Here is a 20,436-nt window from a genome sequence, read left to right as displayed (position 1 = left end):
TATCTGCCTAAATCTGCGGTAAAAAAAACAGGACTAGATACTTTTCTAGTCCTGTTATTACTTGCGGTTAAGCAATCCGAGAAACCCAGTTTCTTAACCCTCTCAATGCAAATAAAAGACCTGCATTCTAGACGATGATGAAGTCTAACGGTGAGAGAGGTAAGCCTGAATCTAAAGTCAGGAACTGAGTAGCGCCCGATGTGCCAGCACCATCTGGGTTATAGAACAAGGCACCAGTGTCCTTGTTGTAAACAATCAAACCTTGAGCTGTATCAGCTGATAAGGTTCCGGTCACAAATGAAAGTGATGGCGGATTGGTGACGCTCAAGACAGCAAATAGACCGTTAGGTGGATTGCTTCCTGTAAAGCCAGGTGCAGTACCATTACCATCCAGAACAATCTTATCTACTCCTACCTGGAAGCCTATGATACTATCCAGCCCCAGATCGCTCAAGGTGCCGATGGCTCCCGTTTCTGGTGATAGTGCGGTCGTTGCGAATGTACCGCCAGTAAACACGAAGTAATCTGCACCATCGCCACCAATTAGGATGTCATTACCACCCCAACCAATCAAGGTATCGCTACCGTCGCCACCGATTAAGGTGTCAGAGTCACTACCAACACCAGCAAAGAGGATATCATCGCCAGCACCGCCCAAAATGCTGTCCGCACCACTTCCGCCGTCCACGGTATCAGCACCATCTCCACCGTATATGGTATCAGCGCCAGCTTTGGCAACGATGTAGTCAGCGCCATCGGCAGTGTCAGCACCTGTGGTAGTAGTACCACCTACCAGTAATTCTGACTGATCGGTACCTATAAGGGTGTCGCTGTCCTCACCGCCGTACAGAGTATCCACTTTCGTGCCTGTGCGACCTGCTACTAAGTAGTCATTGCCCTTATCACCCTTCAAGAGGTTGCCGCCAGCACCGCCGCTGTTTGTATCACCACCCATAAGGGTGTCATTACCTTGGCCGCCGAAAAGTGTGGCACCAGAGACAGCACCAGCAATGGTCAGCATATCGTTGCCTGCATTGCCAAACATAACAGCACTACCACTGGCAAGGAGGCTGTCATTACCATCACCGCCTAGCAAGGTATCCCCAGCTTTACCTTCGAGGGTATCGTTGTCTGCCTCGCCATACAACCAGCCGGAGCCATTGCCTCTGAGGATATCTCCACCCTGACCGCCATAAAGGGTTGCAGTTGCAGCACCGAGCAGGCTGTCACTACCAGCGTTACCGTAGAGGATAGATGCTGCGGCTCCTACCAGGGTGTCGTTATCGTCACCGCCGTACAAGGTATCGCCAAAAATAGCTACCAGGCTGTCCCTGCCCTTATCTCCGTATAAGACGCTATTGGAACCACTTTTGAGCGTGTCATTACCCTGACCGCCGAAAAGGGTATTGCCGGCCACGAAAGCTTGGAGGTAATCGTCCCCTGCGTTACCTGCAAGTACGACACCGCCAGCAGTAGCTGTAAGGGTGTCGTTTCCTGCTAGTCCGAGTATGGTGTCCCCAGCGGCACCACCAGTAAAAGTATCGTTTCCCGAAGTTAGTGTTATTTCAGGCATTTATCGTTCACTCCTCATTCCTTAGTCGTGTACTGGATATTAACAAAGATATCCGACGGATTCGCGACTGTTGCTCGCGCTCTTTGAGTTTCACAGCCAGATTCTCCGGCTCGTTCTCCTGCGCTTGCCTTCAGTAGTATAACTTGCATCATAGAATTCTCCAATTACCCAATATCGCACCAATTAAGGGCTTTTTTGGCAACAGACTATTCCAGTTATCTTATAGTTCCCCTCCTATGCAAATTATTTGCAATCTCAGCTATATTGACATTCTCCCTACCCTACTTCGTTGAGGGTAGGGTACCCTGCAAATTGCTTCTTAGGCTTCCTGGTTCCCGGACACTTACCTAGATCGATGACCCCCGGCAGTACGTCTCCCCAGGCAATTTCTGGCACTGCTTGCCCAGCAGCACCTATACCTCGAATCATGACAACCTGTGCAGCAGCAACATCTCTGTGAGTCGTATACTCGCACTCAAGGCAATGATGAACCCTTACCGATAAGTCCTTCTTGCCTGTATGCGTTCCACAACGAGGGCATTGTTGAGATGTATAATCGGCATCTACCTTGGCAAAGTAAACTTGCTTTTTCCAGCACACCCATTGATAGCCAAATTTCTTCATAAATTTGTTCAAGAGTTGGTTAAATTTCCCTGTGCCAGAGCAAAATCTTGAGTTTGTCGCTCAAGGCTGGACACCATATTCTGTTGTGGTGACAGCCCACGATTAGCTACATCTTCAATCAGCTGAATGTGGCGGGGCAGCAAAATGTCATGGGAATATTGTTCGAGAACAGTTTGCCGAGCTTTTTGACGAATTTCTGCCATGCGGGTGGGATGATCCAACACTTCATCGATTCTATCGGCAATTTGCTTGGGTGAAAAGAAATCCACCAGCAAACCATTTTCTCCATCGCGGATAACTTCCCGCACTGGTGGTGTGTCGGAGCCAATCACCAAGCATCCGGTAGACATAGTTTCGATCATCGACCAAGATAACACGAATGGCCGAGTTAAATAGATGTGGGCTGAGGATGCTTGAATGACTTTGAGATACAGTCCGTAAGGTAGGGAGCCGACGAAGTGAATTCGCGATAAATCGAGGGGGACTTTCTTGAGCATATGGTCTTTGTAGGTCTCGTTGTTGGGCAAGGATCTGCCGTAACAAACGCGATCGGACCCTACAATAACTATATGGCAGTTGGGACGCCTCTCTTGCACGTAGGCAAGGCTTTCTATAAATTCTGGAAAACCGCGATAAGGTTCCATTCCCCGCGCCACATAGGTGACAATTTCATCAACTCCTGACAAATCGAGATTGGGCAGGATCAGTTTTGCACCTGGGTTGGGCTTAAAGTAGTCGGTATCTACACCATCGTGCAGCACCGTAATCTTACTGTGGAATTCTTCGGGAAACTGCGACTTTTGCCAGTGAGTTGGCGATATGCCCCAATCACAACTGTATAAGTCGATCAAAATCGGCGCGTTCTTGATGCGAATTCGGGCCATATCATCCACAGATAAGGGTTCTGCTGGGTCGAAGTCAGCATCTGAGCCTATGGCGTGATAAAACCACTCGAAATAACACATCAGCTGAGAGTTGGGGAACGCATCCTTCATAAATAAGGTTGGCCCCCAGCCAGAATGCCCGTAGATTACATCCGGTATAAAGCCTTCTGCTTTGAGCTGTTCGGCTACCCGAAACATTCCCTGTCCGTGCAAAACGCCGTTTTCTAAGAAGCGGACGTAGTGGTGCGTTTCCGCTCGCGCTTCCCGGCTTACTTTGAACAAGACTTTGCGGACACCGGGAATTTGCCACTCCGCATTTTCGATTTTTGTAGCAAAGACAACTTCATTGTTGGGGTCTTTGCCTAAAAGTGTCGCCACATGGCGAAATTGGGCTGGGAAGTTAGGATGCAGGAAGAGAATTCGCATGGGCTAGGGGTTAGGAGTTAGGGGTTAGAAAAGTCAAAAGTCAAAAGTCAAAAGTCAAAAAAGGGCGTCGGGACTGGGTGTTGGGTTTCGTTGCCTCAACCCAACCTACTATATTTTCCACTTTCATATCATTTTACGAACGTTTCGTTAATTTCCAGATCCAGATCTCGCTAGGGCGGGAAATTGGCTCCAAGTATTCGTAAATAGGCGGAGATTGATATACTGTTTCTATTTTATAATTCAGTTGTTGCCAACGTCGATATTTTAATTTTTCTGCTGAAGGTCGATATAAAAATACTTCGGTAAAGCCAGGGGGAATTTGCGATATATTTGCTTGGGGGATAAACTGAATCTTGACTTCTGGTTGGAGTAAATAGCTAAGAGATAAGACTCTGGGCACATAACCGCTACTGATGACAAGAGGGCTTTTATTCTGGTTAATCATCCTAGCTACTTGAGGATTGTAGTAGCTGCCATATTTGTTCCACCAAGATTCGGCTTGAGAACTAATAGTACATGATAAAACACCTAGCGATATCAGCACAAGGGCGATCGATCGCCACAGATGAGAAAATTTTTTGCTGTTTATTCGTAAACTGAAAATTCCCCCGTTATCGAACCCGGTGTTACCATAAGAGGTGTGCGGGAAAATTTCTGCGTAACACATCATAAAAATAGTATAAGTGACTGCTAGTTGAATGCCCAAATAACAGGGTACGAGATAACGAGCAACGCCTGAGCGGATACCACCTACAATTAAATCGGGCAGTATGAGAGCAAGCCCTGTGACACCCATTAAAGTTAAGATAAATAACCAAACTCTTTTCGGAGTGCGATCGCAAATAAAATAAATCGAGTATGCTACCAAAATAGCGGTGCTTAATATCACAGCTACTCGAAGCGCCACTGCAATTGGATTGCCAAAATTTACAATTTTACCCTGACTATCTAAATCTATAAAAACGCGGCTAAGGTTAAAGCTCCAAATTTGCAGCAAAGACGGCAGGTCTACTTTTTCTGCAAACTGACTGGTTGTACTTTGGATACTAGACAAACTATTAACAACAATCCACAACCAAGGCGTAAATGTTAGCAACCCAAAGCCAGATGCGAGCAAAAATGCTATTTGTTTCTTGTGCCAGCGCCATCCTTCGCTTACAAATACATAAATTGCTTGTCCGACAACAATTAATATCGAGAATAAGTAAGTATACAATAATAATGGTAAACTAGCTGCATACATTATCCAACTAAATTTTGTGTTAAGGCGCATAGATCGCAGCAATAACCAACTGGATAACAATATAGTAACTGTCCACAAGCTATACTCGCGTACTTCTTGTGCGTAAAGTACGTGGAACGGGGAAACTGCGACAATTGTTACTGCTACCCAGCCTAGCATCGGTGAGTTAAATAATTCCCAACATAAAAAATAAATGCCAGGGAAAGCCAATAAACTAATGAAGGCAGGTAAACTTCTTTTCACTGCCAATCCAGAGCCAAAAAACTTTTCCCAATAATGGGCGATTACATAATATAGTGGGGGATGTTGGGAGTCTTCATCTGCTAAAGATTTAATAGTATCGGTTATGTCTTTGTCTGGACGAGGTTGCTGATACTGGTGTAACTCTGCGATCGTTTTTGGTTGGCGATCGAATAATTCCTGTGTTGCTTCTGTAAGAGTGTAACCGGCAATCCGCAATGAAGTAAAAACTTCATCTCCCCAATATACTTTTTTATCCAAATTTACAAAGCGGAAAAACACTCCTATAGCTAACAGAGCGATAATTAAAAACTTTGCGCCATTTAGATGAGGGCTAGAAACCGGGTTTCTGCGTCGATTGTTCACGGTGAAACCTACCATTTTTCGGAGAAACCCGGTTTCTTTGCGTAAGTCCTATCCCAATCAAAATTTCTCCCTAAATACTCTGATAATTTGCGGTTATAAGGCTGGAAATATTGTTTTAGTTGATGGTGTGTTGCTTCGCTAACATCTTCTATGTCATAATCCGCAGTATTCCATTTGTCATATTTATTAAGCTTGTGAGGGCGCAAACTTAGAAACTCAAATACTTGATGTAAAATGGCTTGCGGATCGTTGTAAAAATCCTCGCTTTTGAGTATCAAAAATTGTTCTTTAGGAAAAAAAGACATCCAATTTGCGATTTGCTCGATATAAATACCTCTGGAAAGGTAAGTATAATGCTGATGATTGAAGCTGTAGTAAGTTTCCCGACTTAATATTTTTTCGAGTTCCCCTTTGAGCCGAAATTCTTCTTCTGCGATCGCATCCTCTAGAGACAGATTTTCAAATCCTAACTTTACCTCATGATAGTAATGAGAAATTACTCTAGCAACTGGGTTTCTCAACAGCACAATTAGCTTGATTTCGGGAAACAGATCGTAAACGCGCTGGGGAACCAAAGGATGAAAAAGATAATAAGGACTTGCTTCACCAGTGATAAACCCATTAATAAAATTATTTTCAGCTTTTTCAACTTCTACAACATCTTGCTGTGCTGTTTTTCGGTCAACAGATTTAGCAAATTTGGCAAATTGCTCTCGATACCAATCAGCACCTTTATGAAAATTAAAGTCAAAGAAATGTACTTCTTTTCTTTGGGCTGGTACAACCTGGGGATGTTGATTTATATAACCGTACATAGAGGTAGTGCCACCTCTTTGGGTTCCGATAATCAAGAAGTCTGGTTTTCGTTCTTTGCTGTCTATTTTCATCATGTCAAATTAAATCAATGAGTTTCTTCTAGGGCTACTTGTTTAGTCAGTAAAAGATGCTTTTGGAGGAGGTCTTTTTCATCGAACATTCTACAAACTTTGGCATAAGCATTACTAGCCATACGCGCCGATTTTTCTGGATTTTTCAAGCATTCCTCAATTGCATCAGCTAAAACTTTCGGGTTGCCAGATGGCACCAAGTATGCTTCATGTCCATCACTAACCATTTCCGGAATACCAAAAACGTTGGTGCTGACAATCTTGAGTTGAAATGCCATTGCTTCTAAGATTACTCTGGGAAACGACTCTTCAAAACTTGAGAATACAAAAACATCGCTCAGAGCAAAAAAGTCAAAGATATCTTTAGTTTTGTCAAAAATATAGACATTTGTCAGTTCTAATGCTTTGATTTGATGCTGTACAAAGTTGAGGTAACTGGGTACGTTACCGCCAACTATAACGAAAGATAAGCCAGCATTCCGTTCCGGGTAGCGAGTTAGCAGTTCTTTGACCGCTTCTACTAAAATATGCTGTCCCTTCCGTTCGCAAATAGTTCCCACCATCGTGAGGACGACATCATCTGGATTAATACCATATTTAGCGCGGAGGTCAGATTTATGATGAGAGTGGCGGAATTGGTTGATTTTGTCTATGGGAACTGCACCGGGAAAGGTGCGGAAATTATCTTTAGCATTCAACCTCTGAAACAAGTTACAGGTCGCTTCAGCTTGGAAAACAACTTTATTAGCATTGACAAAACAATCTTTTAGCAATTGTCGCATAGACTCTTCTGAGCCTTCTCCAAAACAGTGCTTGATGCTTTGTTCGATACTGATGCTTTCGTGAATGTTCCAAATACTTGGCAATCCGAATAACCGTGCCATTTCCACACCCCAGAAAGTTAGTAAGGTGTTGGCTACGACTATATCGAAGGAAGATAAATCGAGGTTATCTCCTAATTTTCTTAACCGATTGCGAAATTGTTCTACCGATTCGTCGCTCAGCGGTACTTGATTGGAGACGATTTTTACAGGGATGTTTAATTCTTCATAAAAATCTCGCAAAATGCCATCTTCAGAAGATATGACATTGACCTGATACTCGCCCGCTGTAGCAAAGTGACGCGCATAGTTGTAAATAATTAAAGGCGCTCCTTCCAAATTTAAATTGTGGGTAATTACCAAAACTTTTAATTTACCCACTCGTTCTGTATGACAGTATTTGGCTGGATTTACTGCCATCCACATGGATTCTATATCTAAATTTTCGTTGAAGTAGGGGTCTCGAAAATTCGGATATCTGCTGAGAAAATTTAAGTGTTCTCGGTAATCGTAATCTTTGCCTCTGGAAGCGCTGGTAACGTGGATGAGAGTTGCTTGAGGTGTAAAAACAACTCGTTTGCCAGATTGAATAACGCGCAAACAGTAGTCTACGTCGTTGTATTGTACTGCGAAGTTTTCTTCGTCAAAGCCACCTAATTCTCTGTATAAAGCGGTGGGAGTTAAAAGACAAGCACCGGTGACTGCTGATAGATTGCGTGCGGCATGGGGTAAAACAATATAACCTATTTCTTCTGTGTGTAGATTATGGAATAGATGATCGGCGAGTCCATTATGGGGCCCAATGACTACACCTGCGTGTTGAATAGTACGATCGGGATATAAAAGTTTAGCACCTACTATTGCCACATCATCTATTGACATCCAGCCTACCATGTCCTCTAACCAGCCAGGGGCGATCGCTTCTATATCGTTATTGAGATGAAGCATATAGGGCGTATCGACGTATTTAGCGGCGAGGTTCATTAACCTTGCGTAATTGAAAGGTTCCTTAGTTCGTCCTGAGTGAATGACTCGGCATTGTAGGACTTGATTTTGTACTAATTTTTTGAGATAGTCGTGAGTTTTCTTCTCTTGAGAGTCATCATCTATGATGAGTAGCTTTACGTAACGCTTATCAACAGTTCTTTCTAAACTAGCTACGCATTTTTCTAACAGTTCAACTTTGTCTCTGGTGGGAATGGCAATAGTGACGGGATTTTCCGCTAGCAAGCTGGCGTCCCACTTCAATTGATACAAACATAAGCCGTGCTTTTCTGCAAGGGCAGGCAAAAATGCTTCGGCTTTGAGACCTCGACGTTGAATTGTATCTGATATGCCGCGATAGGCACTATCGAATACGTAGCGTTTTTGCGTGCCGTGGGAAGCTGTACTTTCGGAATGGGATCTCCAGTGATAGCAAACTTTGGAAATGTGTTTAACTTTATCTATATTTGTGTGTTCGGTGACTCGTAAAAATAAATCCAGGTCTTGAGCTCCTTCAAAACCTTTTCGCATCCGTCCGACTCGAGCGACTATTGTTTTACGGATAACGGTAAAGTGTTGGGTAAAGTTGTGGGTGAGCATCATTTCTGGACTCCAGGTTCCCTTCAGTTGGGGATCGTACCTGCGTCCAGTTTCATCGATTTTGTCTTCGTCTGTGTAAATCCAATCCACATCGGGATTTTTGCTAATACATTCGGCAACGTGCAGTAAGGCGTCCGGCGATAAGAGGTCGTCGTGATCTAAGAAGCCAACGTATTCACCGGTAGCTAAGTCTAAGGCAGAGTTTGTCGCTGCTACGATGTGTCCGTTTTGTTGTCTAAAAGTAACTTTTATGCGCGAGTCCGATGCTTGTGCTTCTGTCAAAACTTCTTTGACGTGAGGCTTGGTGGAGGCATCGTCAGCTAAGCAAAGTTCCCAATTAGGATAAATTTGCTCGGTGACGGAATTAATCATCTCCCTGAGAAATGGTTCTGAGGTGTTATAAACGGGAACAACAATGCTGATTTTCGGCCCGCTATTTTTGAGCTTTTGAGCATCTTCTGTCATGCGTGCTAAAAGCTTTGGGGTGAGACGATTTGTTTCTAGCCATCTTTGATATGGATCTTGAAGTTGCCAAGGATGAGTTACGTTGAAACTTTCGATCGCGATTTGGCGATCGTTTTTCTGTTGTTGATAGTAAATCCGCAGTTTGCGAACCCACTCAAATGGAGAAGGCGATAAGCGTCCGTGTTGGTATGCTGCGATTGCTTTGCGTGCGGCACCGTAAATAAAAAGAATTGGGTTGAAGCGTTTAACTTGTTCTGATGGAGAGGGCTGCACTCTGACGCGGCGAGTAAAACAACAAATTTTTTCGTCATTTTCCAGGACTGCCCAAATTGTGATGATAATATTTCCGGAGTAGTTCGGCCCTAAAAAGATATTCCACCGAAATCCAGATAGCGCTGCGTTTGGCAAGTCAGGGAATACTTGCGCTACGTCTGGACGAGGCAAACCGTAGGATATGGGTTCTTCTGGTAAGCCGTCTCTGGACAAGCTGAGGGATTGAATGCGGGAGTTTCTGCTTCCCAGCCAACCTACCACAACCAACATTCCGTTGGTGTTAACTTCGTTAGGAGTTGGGCCATCCAAACAACCGAGTAAGTCGCCTGTGGGAACTACTTCTATGAATAAGTCATCTTCTGGCGAAATAGTTTCTAGTTTTACCCCCAAGAAGGGTAATTTGGCTTTTTGAGCAAATTCTGCCATATCGGATAAATTTTTTTGCATTTTTTTTCAGTATTTTTTTATAAACCGATCGCCTGCTTGAATCGAAGCCACGCTGTTCTCAATTTCCAAAATTTACTGCTTTCCATTTCTTTAATGGTCGATCGCGCTTGTGCGAGATCTGCCTGCGCGATTTGCAGTTGACTGTACGATCGCTCCCAGTCTGTTTGTATTTGTACGAGTTGGGATTGCGATCGCTCCCAGTCTGTTTGTATTTGTACGAGTTGGGATTGCGATTGCTGTGCTTGCTGTTGTGTTTGCTCCCAAGCAGTTTGGATGCTTTGCACTTGTGAGTGCGCTTGCTCCCAAGCAGTTTGGACGCGCTGCGCTTGTGAGTGCGCTTGCTCCCAAGTGGTGTGAATTAGCTGAGTTTGCTGCTGCGTTTGTTCCCAAGCATTTTGGATTTGGTGCAACTGCTGCTGGGATCGCTCCCATTCGCTGTGAGTTAGCTGCACTTGCTGTTGCGCTTGCTGCCAAGTGGTTTGGATTTGCTGTGCTTGCTGCTGCGCTTGTTCCCAGGCGTTTTGAATTTGGTGTAACTGCTGCTGCGATCGCTCCCACTCGCTGTGAGTTAGCTGTGCTTGGTTTTGTGTTTGTTCCCAGGTAGTTTGAATGTGCTGCACTTGTTGCTGCGCTTGCTCCCAGATACTTTGGATGCGGTGCAACTGCTGCTGCGCTTGCTCCCAAGCAATTTGGATGCTTTGCGTTTGCTGCTGCGCTTGCTCCCATTCGCTGTGAGTTAACTGCACTTGTTGCTGTGCTTGCTCCCAAGCAGTTTGGATGCTTTGCGTTTGCTGTTGCGCTTGCTCCCATTCGCTGTGAGTTAGCTGCACTTGTTGCTGTGCTTGCTCCCAAGCAGTTTGGATGCTTTGTGTTTGCTGTTGCGATTTCTGCTGGGATTCTTCCCAAGCCGCGTGTGTTTGGCGCAATTCCTCCTGGGATTGTTCCCAGGTGCTGCGGATGCGATCGACTTCTGACTGCGCTTGTTGCCACAAGGCGTGAGTGAGGGATACTTGTTCTTGAGATTCTTTCCAAGCGCTGCGGATGCGATCGACTTCCAACTGCGTTTCGTCCCAAGCTGATTGGATGCGCCGCAGTTCTGATTGCGTTTTCTCGCTGGCAGCGTGAGCTATTTGCACTTCCGATTGTGCTTGTTCCCAAGCACCTTGGATGCGAAGTATGTCCCACTGCGCTTCCTCCCAAGCTGATTGAATGCGCTGTAACTGTTCTTGCGATTCTTCCCAAGCTGATTGGATGCGCCCCAGATGTGACTGAGATTCTTCTAATGCTGCCTGAGTTTTTGCCAATTCCATTTCCAGTCCTTCATAACGGATCTGCTCTTTTAGTAACGCAGAATCTTTTTCTGCCAAAATGTTAGCAAAGTTAGTTTTATATATTTCTAAGTGCTTCGCGCATATATAACGTACCAATCTCTCATGATTTTCCGGTATTCTGCACAAACTCACCATTGAATCTGCTCTGACCCGATAATCAAATAATACTTCTGGAATATGATAAAATTTCCATCTTTTCTCTGCTGCTGACAGCCAAAAGTCCCAATCTTCATACCCCAGTTTATCCGGTATTTTGGTGTCGTATCCGCCGCAATCTTCCCAAACTTGCTTCCGGTACACAGCACAAGCATCGATATAGTTTCTGCCTGCCAGTTTGTTAATATCGAATTCGCCTACTTCCCAAATACCTGTTCTCTCTCCAAAAAATTCTGCGTCTCCGTAAACTACTCCTACTTCCGGATATTTATCCAATATTTCAATTGACTTTGTGATATATTCCGGCCTGATTTTATTATCGGAATCCAACGGCAGGATGTAACGGCCTCTTGCCTTTTCTACGCCTGTATTTCTGGCTGACGCCAACCCTAAATTTCTTTCCTGTTCGATGATACAATAACCGTTTTCTTTTAAATAATCCAAAATCTTTAATGTTACTTTTTCTGTCGATTTATCGTTTATTACTAAAATTTCGTAAACGCGATCTTGGCAGCTTTCTACGCTGGAAATCGCCTCTAAAATAAACTCACCTTGATTGTAACAAGGAATTACAACCGTTACAGCTATCTCACTTTCTGGAGCGTTTAACAATCTCATTTTCTTTGCTACAGTTTCATTTAACTGTGCTGAATTTGACTGAAAATCTTCTGAACTTGTTCCCGGCTCTGAAGAACTTGCAGAGCTCAAGACAATGCTGGCTTCAGAATTATTTTCCCACTCGATCGCTGACAGGGAGAATTCGCTGGGTAGATCGGCAAGCCGATCTAATTCCTCCAACATAGAAAAGTACTGCGGTGACTTTTTATATAAATATTTTACCGCAAACGAATCCCATTTTAAGCTTTTAAATATTTGTCGATCGTATATTAATTTAAATTCGCGATCGCTCGCATTATCCTTTATTTCTATATCCAGTTTATTTCGCATTAATTCAATTAACATCTCTGGCTGTTTCTGCCAAGCATTTACGTTCAATAAAACAATCCGATCCGAATGACTTTTATAAAAATCAATCAGTTGGCGATTATAATACTCCCAAATTTTCAAAGCGTAGTCACGATGTTTGGTAAAAACCGTTTCCTTCAGACGGCTAATTGAATCCTCTACATCCCACGGGTAGCGATAAACAAATAAATATTTTGCTTCTGGAAGCAAATCGTCCCAGAAATCGAGCATTAAACTTGTACGCGGGTCTTTCCAACCCCAAATCGGAAAGTTGTGCTGACGGCTGTTAATTAATTCTTTTGCTGTTTCTATATAATTGGCAAAATTATTACTGTCCAAACTTTCATTTTCTGTCCATCCCCAATCCTGCCATCCCGATTCTTCAGGAGGACAACTATTTTGCAAAACCGAGCGCTGAAATTCTAGAAAGTCAACGTCTTCAAAGTAGCCTTTGCGATTATGCTCATCTGCCTCAAAAGTGTTGTTGCCTAAATTTACTCCTATTTGCTGTACAAACGCAGCCGTCAGAGATGTGCCAGAGCGGTGCATTCCCGTTATTATCAGTGTTTGCGGTTGTTTTACCGCGTTCGTATTGCTACTTCTAACTCTTCTTTTTCTGGCCATCTTTCCGGTGGTATATTATTCGCTATCGACGACGACAGTATTGTTTCTTCTTTTCCTTTTATTGCCAAAAATGTGTTTCGATCGGCTTCTTTTCTTTGGCGCATTACTTCATACTTTATCACGGCTGGGTTATGGCACTCATATACGGATGTGAAACCCACCACCGACAATAAATTATACAAGGAAGGGCGCGTAAACCAAAAACTGGTTAAATTGTCTAACGATGCCCACAGCAACTTCTCTCTTTCCTCCGGCGTTGAATTACCGCTATGTTCTGCATAGTGACTGCCCCAGTATTTTTGCTCGTTGTAAATATAGCACTTTTCGGCGTTTGTGCTGACATGAGTATCTAAAATCAGGAGCTTTTGGCAAACTGCTGCCATATTCTCCACAAAACGAAAAATATCCGGGACATCCAAGTGGTAAAGTATACCCAAACATAAGACTACATCAAAAGTGCCGTACTTTTCCGGACTGAGATTGCGAACATCGTCGTGTACCAGTTGTATGTTGTCCAGGGAAAGGGCTTCTTTAGCAAATCGAGCTTTTTCGATATTAGCTTGTCGGCCTTCTATGCCGACAACTTCTGCACCGTGAAGTGCGAGTTCTATGCCATATAACCCCTCCAGACAAGCTAAGTCGAGAATTCGCAGGTTTTCAAAAGGTCGATCGACTACATCGGATATTGCTTGTAATATCCGCCTCACCTTTACCTCAGATCCGGTGATTTTTTGACCGATCGTGTAGATATCGTCAGCCAGATGGATGTTGTGATTTGTCCACTCGCCAAACTTGTCTATTATTTCCTGCTTTTTCTGTGCGATCGCTTCGATATCCATTGGCATCCACCTTAATTTTAATCAACGCCGTTTGTGGTAAAGGATCTCTAAAAAACTTCAATTTCTTGATGTTTTTCGATCAAATCGGCATTGATAGTCAAACTTGGTTCGATCATCAAGTCAACTATACCGCTGGCATAAGAATTGGTTTCTGGTTGAACTCTGAACATTGCCACATCAATATGTCTGGAAAGATAGGTAAAATGTCCGTCAACCAAACCTGTAACGCCGGCATTTAAAAAGTAAACCCCCGGATTGAGGAGGCATTTGAAGCGGAACTTTACTATTACGATAGTTTCCGGCTCAATTTCTTCGATTTCTTGAGAAGATGCGGTAAATGAAGCACCTCCCAGTTCCAATCCACTAACGGTTTTAACCAGCATTCCAAACCGAACTTGTTGAGCGTGTTTGAGAAAAGCTACCGAGTAAGTGTAAATGTAGTCTTTCTTACCTACTAGATGGTTCACCACTCTGCCATCTGGCATCGTTATGTGGGGATTAGTTATTTTAGCACCGCGAGGCACATAGGAAATTGTGTTGGAAGGAACCAACTCCGGATCGTAAAATTCCCGGATGTTTTCTGCTTCTGTTTCTAACTCTGTTTCTGAATTTAATCCTTCGTAAAGGCTTATTTCTGATTTGTTTTCCAATACCGAAATGTTTTGCTTGAAAGCATCGTAGCTCACCGTTTTTTGCATTTCGCGGATTTCTTCCCGTAAATGCTGCACCTTGTCCTCTGGAGCGTACATTAGCTTATGATATTTGTCCAGAACAAACTTAGGATGGTGGAAAAGAAGTTTTTCACCCCGATCCATTAAAATAGCCGCATCGCAGATTTCTATAACGGCACTAGCTGAGTGAGAAACAAATAAAATTGTGCCGCCTTTAGCGCGGATTGTTTGAATGCGAGCGAAGCATTTGCGTTGAAACGCTTCATCTCCAACTGAGAGAGCTTCATCTACGACGAGAATATCCGGCTCGACGCTCGTGGAAACTGCAAATGCGAGCCTGACAAACATTCCGCTAGAATAAGTTTTGACAGGTTGATCGAGAAAATCCCCGATATCTGCAAACGCCACAATTTCATCAAATTTAGCTTCAATTTCCTTTTGACTCAAACCCATCAACCGACCGTTAAAAAAGACATTTTGTCTGCCGGTAAATTCCGGGTTAAAGCCACTGCCAAGTTCTAACAATGCAGCGATGCGACCGTTGACGCGCACTTGACCGCAGGTTGGTGTCAGCGTACCTACGATAATTTGCAATAAAGTACTTTTCCCGGAACCATTGCGACCGACAATTCCCAAAGTTTGCCCTTTGGGAACTTCCAGGTTGATATCTTGAAGTGCCCAAAATTCATTAGCTCTACTTTTTCCTGGCAGTAACAAATCTTTGAGGCGATCGGCAGGACGAGAGTAGCACTTAAAGCACTTGGAGACATTGGCGAGAGAAATTGCAATTTCAGTCATGACTCTGCTGCTAAAAGGACAAAGGATTGAGTTGAGTTAGCGAGATTTTTGGCGGTTTTTTTTCTGTTAAAATTTAAAGCACATCGGCAAATGCAGGCCGCAATCGCCGATAAACTTGTAAGCCGAGCAAAAACACTGATAAAGAAACGAAACTAGCTATTGTCCATTCTTGCCAGTGCTTCAAGCTACCTTCTAAGATGAGGTCGCGATAGGTTTCCGCGATCGCACTCATCGGATTTAAACAAAACACCAAAGTACGCCATTGTTCTGGAATGAGGGAAGCAGGGTAGACAATCGGAGTTAGATAAAACCACAGATTTGTCAGTACCGATAAGGTTTGGGGCACATCGCGCAAGAATACCGTTAACCCGGCGACGAGATAACTTAAACCCGCCGTTAAAAGCAACTGGGTTAACCAAAGCAGCGGCAAAAACCAGAGGGTACTGTGAACGGTTTGGGTGGTCATTCCCACCAACAGAATAAGTCCGACTAACCCGATCGAACTTTCAACAAAGGCAGACAATACTGGCACTAAGGGTAATAGCGCTAAGGGAAACACAACCTTTTTTACCAAATTTGGTTGGTTGATGACGGAAACTGCGGCTGGCAATAAGCCGGCAGTGAATGCCGTCCAAGGTAGCAATCCCGCAAATATCCACAAACCAAAAGTTAACTTGTTCTCTGGCAATCCTTGCAGGCTCAACTTTACCCTGAGAACAACAGAAAAAACGTAAGTGTAAATCAATAATTGGGATATTTGGTTCGCTAATGACCAAAAATTGCCCAAAATAGCGCCCTTGTATCGAGCTTCCAAGTCTCGCACAACTAACGCTTTCAGGAGATCCAACTTAGCCCACCACGGGTTATTTACAGGCAGATGCTGCCTAAATCTCCCAGCTTGACGAACAACTCCTCGGATTGACCTCAGCAAAGCTTGTTTCCTCGCTCACTACCAACACACCACAATATGGAAAAGGTCTTAGGTTAAGATTTTATTCATATTTTTGCAATTTGGCGAAAAAGTTTCTGGTGGGACATAGGGCATGGGGCATCGGGTATGGGGCATGGGACTGGGGCAAGACGGAAAATTTTGACTTTTGACTTTTGACTTTTGACTTTTGACTTTTGACTTTTCCAGCCCCTAGCCCCAAAGCGCTAACTACATATAGACTGTGGAATGGTTCATAGTTTGGTGTTGCAATGGAAATCGGTCAAACAGTCCGCGTCCGTCGTCTTCGGGATCGTGCGCCAGAAAACGTAATCAAACGACTGGGACAGCGGGGCATTATTCAGGGATACAAAATAGTAGATGGTAGCGGTGTGGGAGTGGTTGTCCAGTTTGAGGACAAGTTTGCTACTTGGTTCTTTGAAGACGAACTAGAACCCGTAAACGCTTAAGGAAGACAAATGTCCTTGATTTTGACATTTTTGGGCAAGGGTGGCACCGGTCGCACGACAGTGGCGATCGCTGCTGCCAAACAGCTAGCGAGCCAAGGAAAGCGCGTGCTGCTAGCCGGACAGGGCAGCGACCCCGCGATGAGTGCCATTTTGGGTGCTACCCTTGGCCCCGACCCCCAGGAAATATCGACTAATCTCCAGGGGGTGCAGTTTCATACAGCCCAGCTGCTGGAACGCAGCTGGGAAGAATTCAAAAAGCTGGAAGCGCAATATCTCCGGACACCTATCATAAAAGAAGTATTCGGTCAAGAGTTAGGTGTGTTGCCGGGAATGGATAGTGCCTTGGGGCTAAATGCCATTCGGGAGTACGACGCTGCCGGTAAATACGATGCGATCGTCTACGATGGGACGGGCGACCAAACCACACTGCGGATGCTGGGAATGCCGGAAATCCTGAGTTGGTACATTCGCCGCTTTCGGAACTTGTTTATCAATTCCGATTTGGGGAAAACCATATCGCCCTTTATCCAGCCGGTCGCTAGCGCTGTATTGAACGTGAATTGGGGCGAGGATAACTTCGCCCAACCCACCAACCAGGTGAACAACCTGTTAGACCAAGGCAAGGATGCGGTAGCCAATCCCCATCGCATGGCAGCTTATTTGGTGAGTACGGGCGACCCAGTGGCGATCGCAACTGCCAAATACCTTTGGGGCAGCGCCCAGCAAATCGGCCTCACTGTGGGTGGCGTCATTCTCAATCAAGCCACTATGCCGGACACAGCGGCAGCCGAGACAGCGCAAAACCTAGAACAGGTTTACCAGACATTCGATCGCGTTGCTGCCGTCACCGACAGCATAACCAGCGAATTTGCGCCCTTGGCAGTCAGCGTTATGCCAGCCCGCAGCGGCGGCAACTGGCAACCCCTAATGGCGGCGCTGCCAGATTTCCGGCAAGCTTATCGGGCTCCCAAACCCATAGAAATTGACATTCCAGCTCGTCAAGTGCGGCTGTTCTTGCCTGGGTTTGACAAAAAGCAAGTTAAACTCACACAGTACGGCCCGGAAGTGACGATCGAAGCAGGCGACCAGCGCCGCAATATTTTTCTTCCTCCCCAGTTAAGCGGGCAACCGGTTAAGGGAGCGAAATTCCAAAATAGTTATCTAACTATTTCTTTCTAGCAAGAAGCTGGAGGTAATAAGGCTGGCGGATTCCCAAAAGCCGAATCTATTTCTCGTGACGATTTTGGTAGATTTCCTCTTTCAATGAATCCAAAATCTAAAATCCAAAATCTAAAATCGAAAATCCATATGTCTGACCCCACTCCCTCCCAGTTTTCCCCCCATCCCGAAACCAATACTTCAGAATTGGCACAGCCGCTGCCAATAGAAGCTAATGTTAGCACTACCGATCGCACTGCCAAAACGCGGCAGATGCTAGGTATGAAAGGTGCCGCATCAGGGGAAACTAATATTTGGAAAATCCGCCTGCAACTGATGAAGCCGATTACCTGGATTCCCCTGATTTGGGGAGTAGTCTGCGGTGCGGCTTCCTCCGGTCACTACACCTGGACATTGGAAAACGTGCTGATAGCGGCTGCGTGTATGTTGATGTCTGGGCCATTGCTGGCGGGTTATACCCAAACCATTAACGATTTTTACGACAAGGATATCGACGCCATTAACGAACCCTATCGCCCGATTCCATCAGGTGCAATCTCTATTCCCCAGGTAATTACCCAAGTTTGGGTGCTGTTACTCGCTGGAATTGGATTGGCATACGCCCTCGATTTGTGGGCGGGTCACAGCTTTCCCACGATTACTGTTCTGGCAATAGGCGGTTCGTTCCTGTCTTACATTTATTCTGCTCCACCCCTGAAACTGAAAAAAAATGGCTGGCTGGGCAATTATGCTTTGGGTGCCAGTTACATTGCTTTACCTTGGTGGGCAGGTCATGCTTTGTTTGGCGACCTCAATTCTACGATTGTGATTCTGACTTTGTTTTACAGTTTGGCTGGTTTGGGAATTGCGGTTGTCAATGATTTCAAAAGTGTGGAAGGAGACAGGCAGTTAGGTTTGCAATCCCTGCCGGTGATGTTTGGTATCACTACGGCGGCTTGGATTTGCGTGCTGGCGATCGATATTTTTCAAGCTGGTATTGCTGCGTATTTGATCGCGATTCACCAGAATTTATACGCCACTATTCTGCTGCTGCTTGTCATTCCGCAAATCACTTTTCAGGATATGTATTTCCTGCGCGACCCCCTGAAAAATGATGTCAAGTATCAAGCAAGCGCCCAGCCTTTCCTAGTTTTGGGGATGCTGGTGGCAGGTTTGGCGTTGGGGCACGCCGGAGTTTAACATGAGAAATACTTGTTCAACTTCGATAAGCGAATTGCCGTGTTCCAACTGCTTTATCCGCTGATTCATCCCATCGAACCTTTTTTGGTGCCGTTTTGCTTTTTCTTAGCCTGGGCATTGATGTTTCTTTTGGCTGGGAATCTGTGGTCGGCATTTAACCATAGTGTCACCAGGGCTAAGCGGATGCACCAAATCCCTTGCCCTGGCTGCCAGTTTTTTACTAACGACTATCGTCTTAAGTGTACGGTGCATCCCCATATTGCTAATTCTGAGGATGCGATCGAATGTCCCGATTATTGCCCGAAAACTTATACTTTGTACTGATTTTATCGGGTTGATTTCTCAGAATCTGCACTAATTTCTAGCAATACTTTCAAAATACCTCTTTGTTGGGCGCGATCGAATGCCGCGATCGCATCTTGCAATCCATACCGCTCTTGAATTAAGTATTTGACATTTACCTTATTTTGTGATAAGGCTGCCAAAGCTTCTGGGAAAGGGCCGCAACGAGAACCGATGAGGGTAATTTCATCTACCACTAAGGAAGAAGCATCGAAAGTGAGATGCCCAGCGTAGGTGCTTTTGAGTACCAGGGTTCCTCGCGGACGGAGGGCGCGACGTGCGATCGCAAATCCTTCGGGATTTCCAGTACATTCAACAGAGAGATCGAAAGTGCGATCGCGAACCACATCAGCAAAGCCAGTTTCGATCCCAAGTGCGGCTAAGTAATCCAATTTTTGATGATGACGCCCGACAACTAATAAATCGCAGCCAGTCAGCGCCAATGTCTGCGCCACCAATTGTCCCAGCTTACCATCACCTACAACTAGGACGCGATCGTTTGCAGTTATTTTCACCTGTTGCTGAATTTCCAACGCCGCCGCCACAGGTTCGGTAAAAGTAGCTACATCGGTTGGCACGTTATCCGGTACTGAATGCAGATTTTTGATAGGTAAAGTCAGATATTCTGCAAAAGCGCCATTGCGATTGACGATACCCAAAACCGTGCGATTTTCGCAGTGAGTCGGGTATCCGTTGCGACAAAATCGACACTCACCGCAAACTGCGTTAATTTCTCCCACTACCCGTTTATTTTGCAGTTCGCTTGGCCCCTGTTCCACAATCCCGACAAATTCATGACCTAAAATACCAGTGTAGGGGTAATAGCCTCTGAGTAATTCCAAATCAGTATTGCAGATACCCGCACGCACTACCCGCACCAGTACTTCCCCCGGTGGTGGTGTGGGAATGGGGACATCAGTACGCAGTTGAAGTTCGTTGTTTTCTAGCCAGAGGGCTTTCATGGTAGGTGAGAGGTAGAAGGGATGGTGAATTGTTTTTATTTTATCTGTTTCATACGAGCCTTTTTTCGGTCATAGGTAATATCCTCTTAAAAACGCAGTCAGCTTGATTCGATCGAGGCTGTGTTGAAGAAGGATAGATCGCCTAAAATTTTCAACTT

The 20,436-nt window shown here is 44.9% G+C and carries 16 protein-coding genes; 4 read left to right on the top strand and 12 right to left on the bottom strand.

Annotated features, from left to right (window positions below; genetic code table 11):
- Positions 1 to 127: 127 nt before the first annotated feature.
- The 11 genes from ACE1CD_RS32395 to ACE1CD_RS32345 form a co-directional block, all read right to left on the bottom strand.
- Positions 128 to 1,573, bottom strand: coding sequence for a calcium-binding protein (locus tag ACE1CD_RS32395; protein WP_374827379.1), 1,446 nt, complete (start codon positions 1,571 to 1,573; stop codon positions 128 to 130).
- A 14-nt stretch (positions 1,574 to 1,587) separates the two neighbouring features.
- Positions 1,588 to 1,725: a hypothetical protein gene (locus ACE1CD_RS32390; RefSeq protein WP_374827378.1), complete on the bottom strand. Its 138-nt coding sequence runs from the start codon at positions 1,723 to 1,725 to the stop codon at positions 1,588 to 1,590.
- 124 nt (positions 1,726 to 1,849) lie between these two features.
- Positions 1,850 to 2,197: a zinc ribbon domain-containing protein gene (locus tag ACE1CD_RS32385; RefSeq protein WP_374827377.1), complete on the bottom strand. Its 348-nt coding sequence runs from the start codon at positions 2,195 to 2,197 to the stop codon at positions 1,850 to 1,852.
- Between the two features lie 8 nt (positions 2,198 to 2,205).
- On the bottom strand, positions 2,206 to 3,507 hold the full coding sequence (locus tag ACE1CD_RS32380) for a glycosyltransferase family 4 protein (protein WP_374827376.1): 1,302 nt from the start codon (positions 3,505 to 3,507) through the stop codon (positions 2,206 to 2,208).
- Between the two features lie 133 nt (positions 3,508 to 3,640).
- A complete protein-coding gene (locus tag ACE1CD_RS32375) occupies positions 3,641 to 5,356 on the bottom strand; it encodes a glycosyltransferase family 39 protein (RefSeq protein ID WP_374827375.1) in 1,716 nt (571 codons plus the stop codon).
- An 8-nt stretch (positions 5,357 to 5,364) separates the two neighbouring features.
- Entirely contained in the window at positions 5,365 to 6,246 is an 882-nt protein-coding gene (locus ACE1CD_RS32370; RefSeq protein WP_374827374.1) for a sulfotransferase, read from the bottom strand.
- Positions 6,247 to 6,257: 11 nt separating this feature from the next.
- Positions 6,258 to 9,833, bottom strand: a complete 3,576-nt coding sequence (locus tag ACE1CD_RS32365; protein ID WP_374827373.1) for a glycosyltransferase — start codon at positions 9,831 to 9,833, stop codon at positions 6,258 to 6,260.
- A gap of 17 nt (positions 9,834 to 9,850) precedes the next feature.
- Positions 9,851 to 12,910: a glycosyltransferase gene (locus ACE1CD_RS32360; RefSeq protein WP_374827372.1), complete on the bottom strand. Its 3,060-nt coding sequence runs from the start codon at positions 12,908 to 12,910 to the stop codon at positions 9,851 to 9,853.
- Positions 12,865 to 13,755: a class I SAM-dependent methyltransferase gene (locus tag ACE1CD_RS32355; RefSeq protein WP_374827371.1), complete on the bottom strand. Its 891-nt coding sequence runs from the start codon at positions 13,753 to 13,755 to the stop codon at positions 12,865 to 12,867. The genes ACE1CD_RS32360 and ACE1CD_RS32355 overlap by 46 nt, the downstream gene beginning before the upstream one ends.
- Before the next feature lie 41 nt (positions 13,756 to 13,796).
- Positions 13,797 to 15,218 carry an ABC transporter ATP-binding protein gene (locus ACE1CD_RS32350; protein ID WP_374827370.1) on the bottom strand — a complete coding sequence of 474 codons (1,422 nt, stop codon included), beginning with the start codon at positions 15,216 to 15,218 and terminating at the stop codon, positions 13,797 to 13,799.
- Positions 15,219 to 15,291: 73 nt separating this feature from the next.
- Positions 15,292 to 16,137, bottom strand: coding sequence for an ABC transporter permease (locus ACE1CD_RS32345; RefSeq protein WP_374792515.1), 846 nt, complete (start codon positions 16,135 to 16,137; stop codon positions 15,292 to 15,294).
- Between the two features lie 281 nt (positions 16,138 to 16,418).
- Between ACE1CD_RS32345 and ACE1CD_RS32340 the strand changes: the two genes are divergently transcribed.
- The 4 genes from ACE1CD_RS32340 to ACE1CD_RS32325 all read left to right on the top strand — a co-directional run bounded on the left by ACE1CD_RS32340 (position 16,419) and on the right by ACE1CD_RS32325 (position 19,298).
- A complete protein-coding gene (locus ACE1CD_RS32340; RefSeq protein WP_190468519.1) occupies positions 16,419 to 16,616 on the top strand; it encodes a DUF2862 domain-containing protein in 198 nt (65 codons plus the stop codon).
- A gap of 9 nt (positions 16,617 to 16,625) precedes the next feature.
- Complete coding sequence (locus ACE1CD_RS32335; protein WP_374792461.1) at positions 16,626 to 17,795, top strand: ArsA family ATPase; 1,170 nt, start codon at positions 16,626 to 16,628, stop codon at positions 17,793 to 17,795.
- A 129-nt stretch (positions 17,796 to 17,924) separates the two neighbouring features.
- Entirely contained in the window at positions 17,925 to 18,974 is a 1,050-nt protein-coding gene (gene chlG, locus ACE1CD_RS32330) for a chlorophyll synthase ChlG (protein ID WP_374792459.1), read from the top strand.
- Positions 18,975 to 18,986: 12 nt separating this feature from the next.
- Positions 18,987 to 19,298, top strand: coding sequence for a hypothetical protein (locus ACE1CD_RS32325; RefSeq protein WP_374792457.1), 312 nt, complete (start codon positions 18,987 to 18,989; stop codon positions 19,296 to 19,298).
- A 2-nt stretch (positions 19,299 to 19,300) separates the two neighbouring features.
- Here ACE1CD_RS32325 and ACE1CD_RS32320 read toward each other — a convergent pair whose 3' ends face one another.
- On the bottom strand, positions 19,301 to 20,278 hold the full coding sequence (locus ACE1CD_RS32320) for an alcohol dehydrogenase catalytic domain-containing protein (protein WP_374827369.1): 978 nt from the start codon (positions 20,276 to 20,278) through the stop codon (positions 19,301 to 19,303).
- Positions 20,279 to 20,436 lie beyond the last annotated feature (158 nt).

It is taken from the genome of Aerosakkonema sp. BLCC-F183 (genome assembly GCF_041929145.1).
Classification (GTDB): Bacteria; Cyanobacteriota; Cyanobacteriia; order Cyanobacteriales; family Aerosakkonemataceae; genus Aerosakkonema.
Note: the sequence above shows the minus strand (reverse complement) of the source record. Positions and strands in the feature narration are given on the sequence as shown.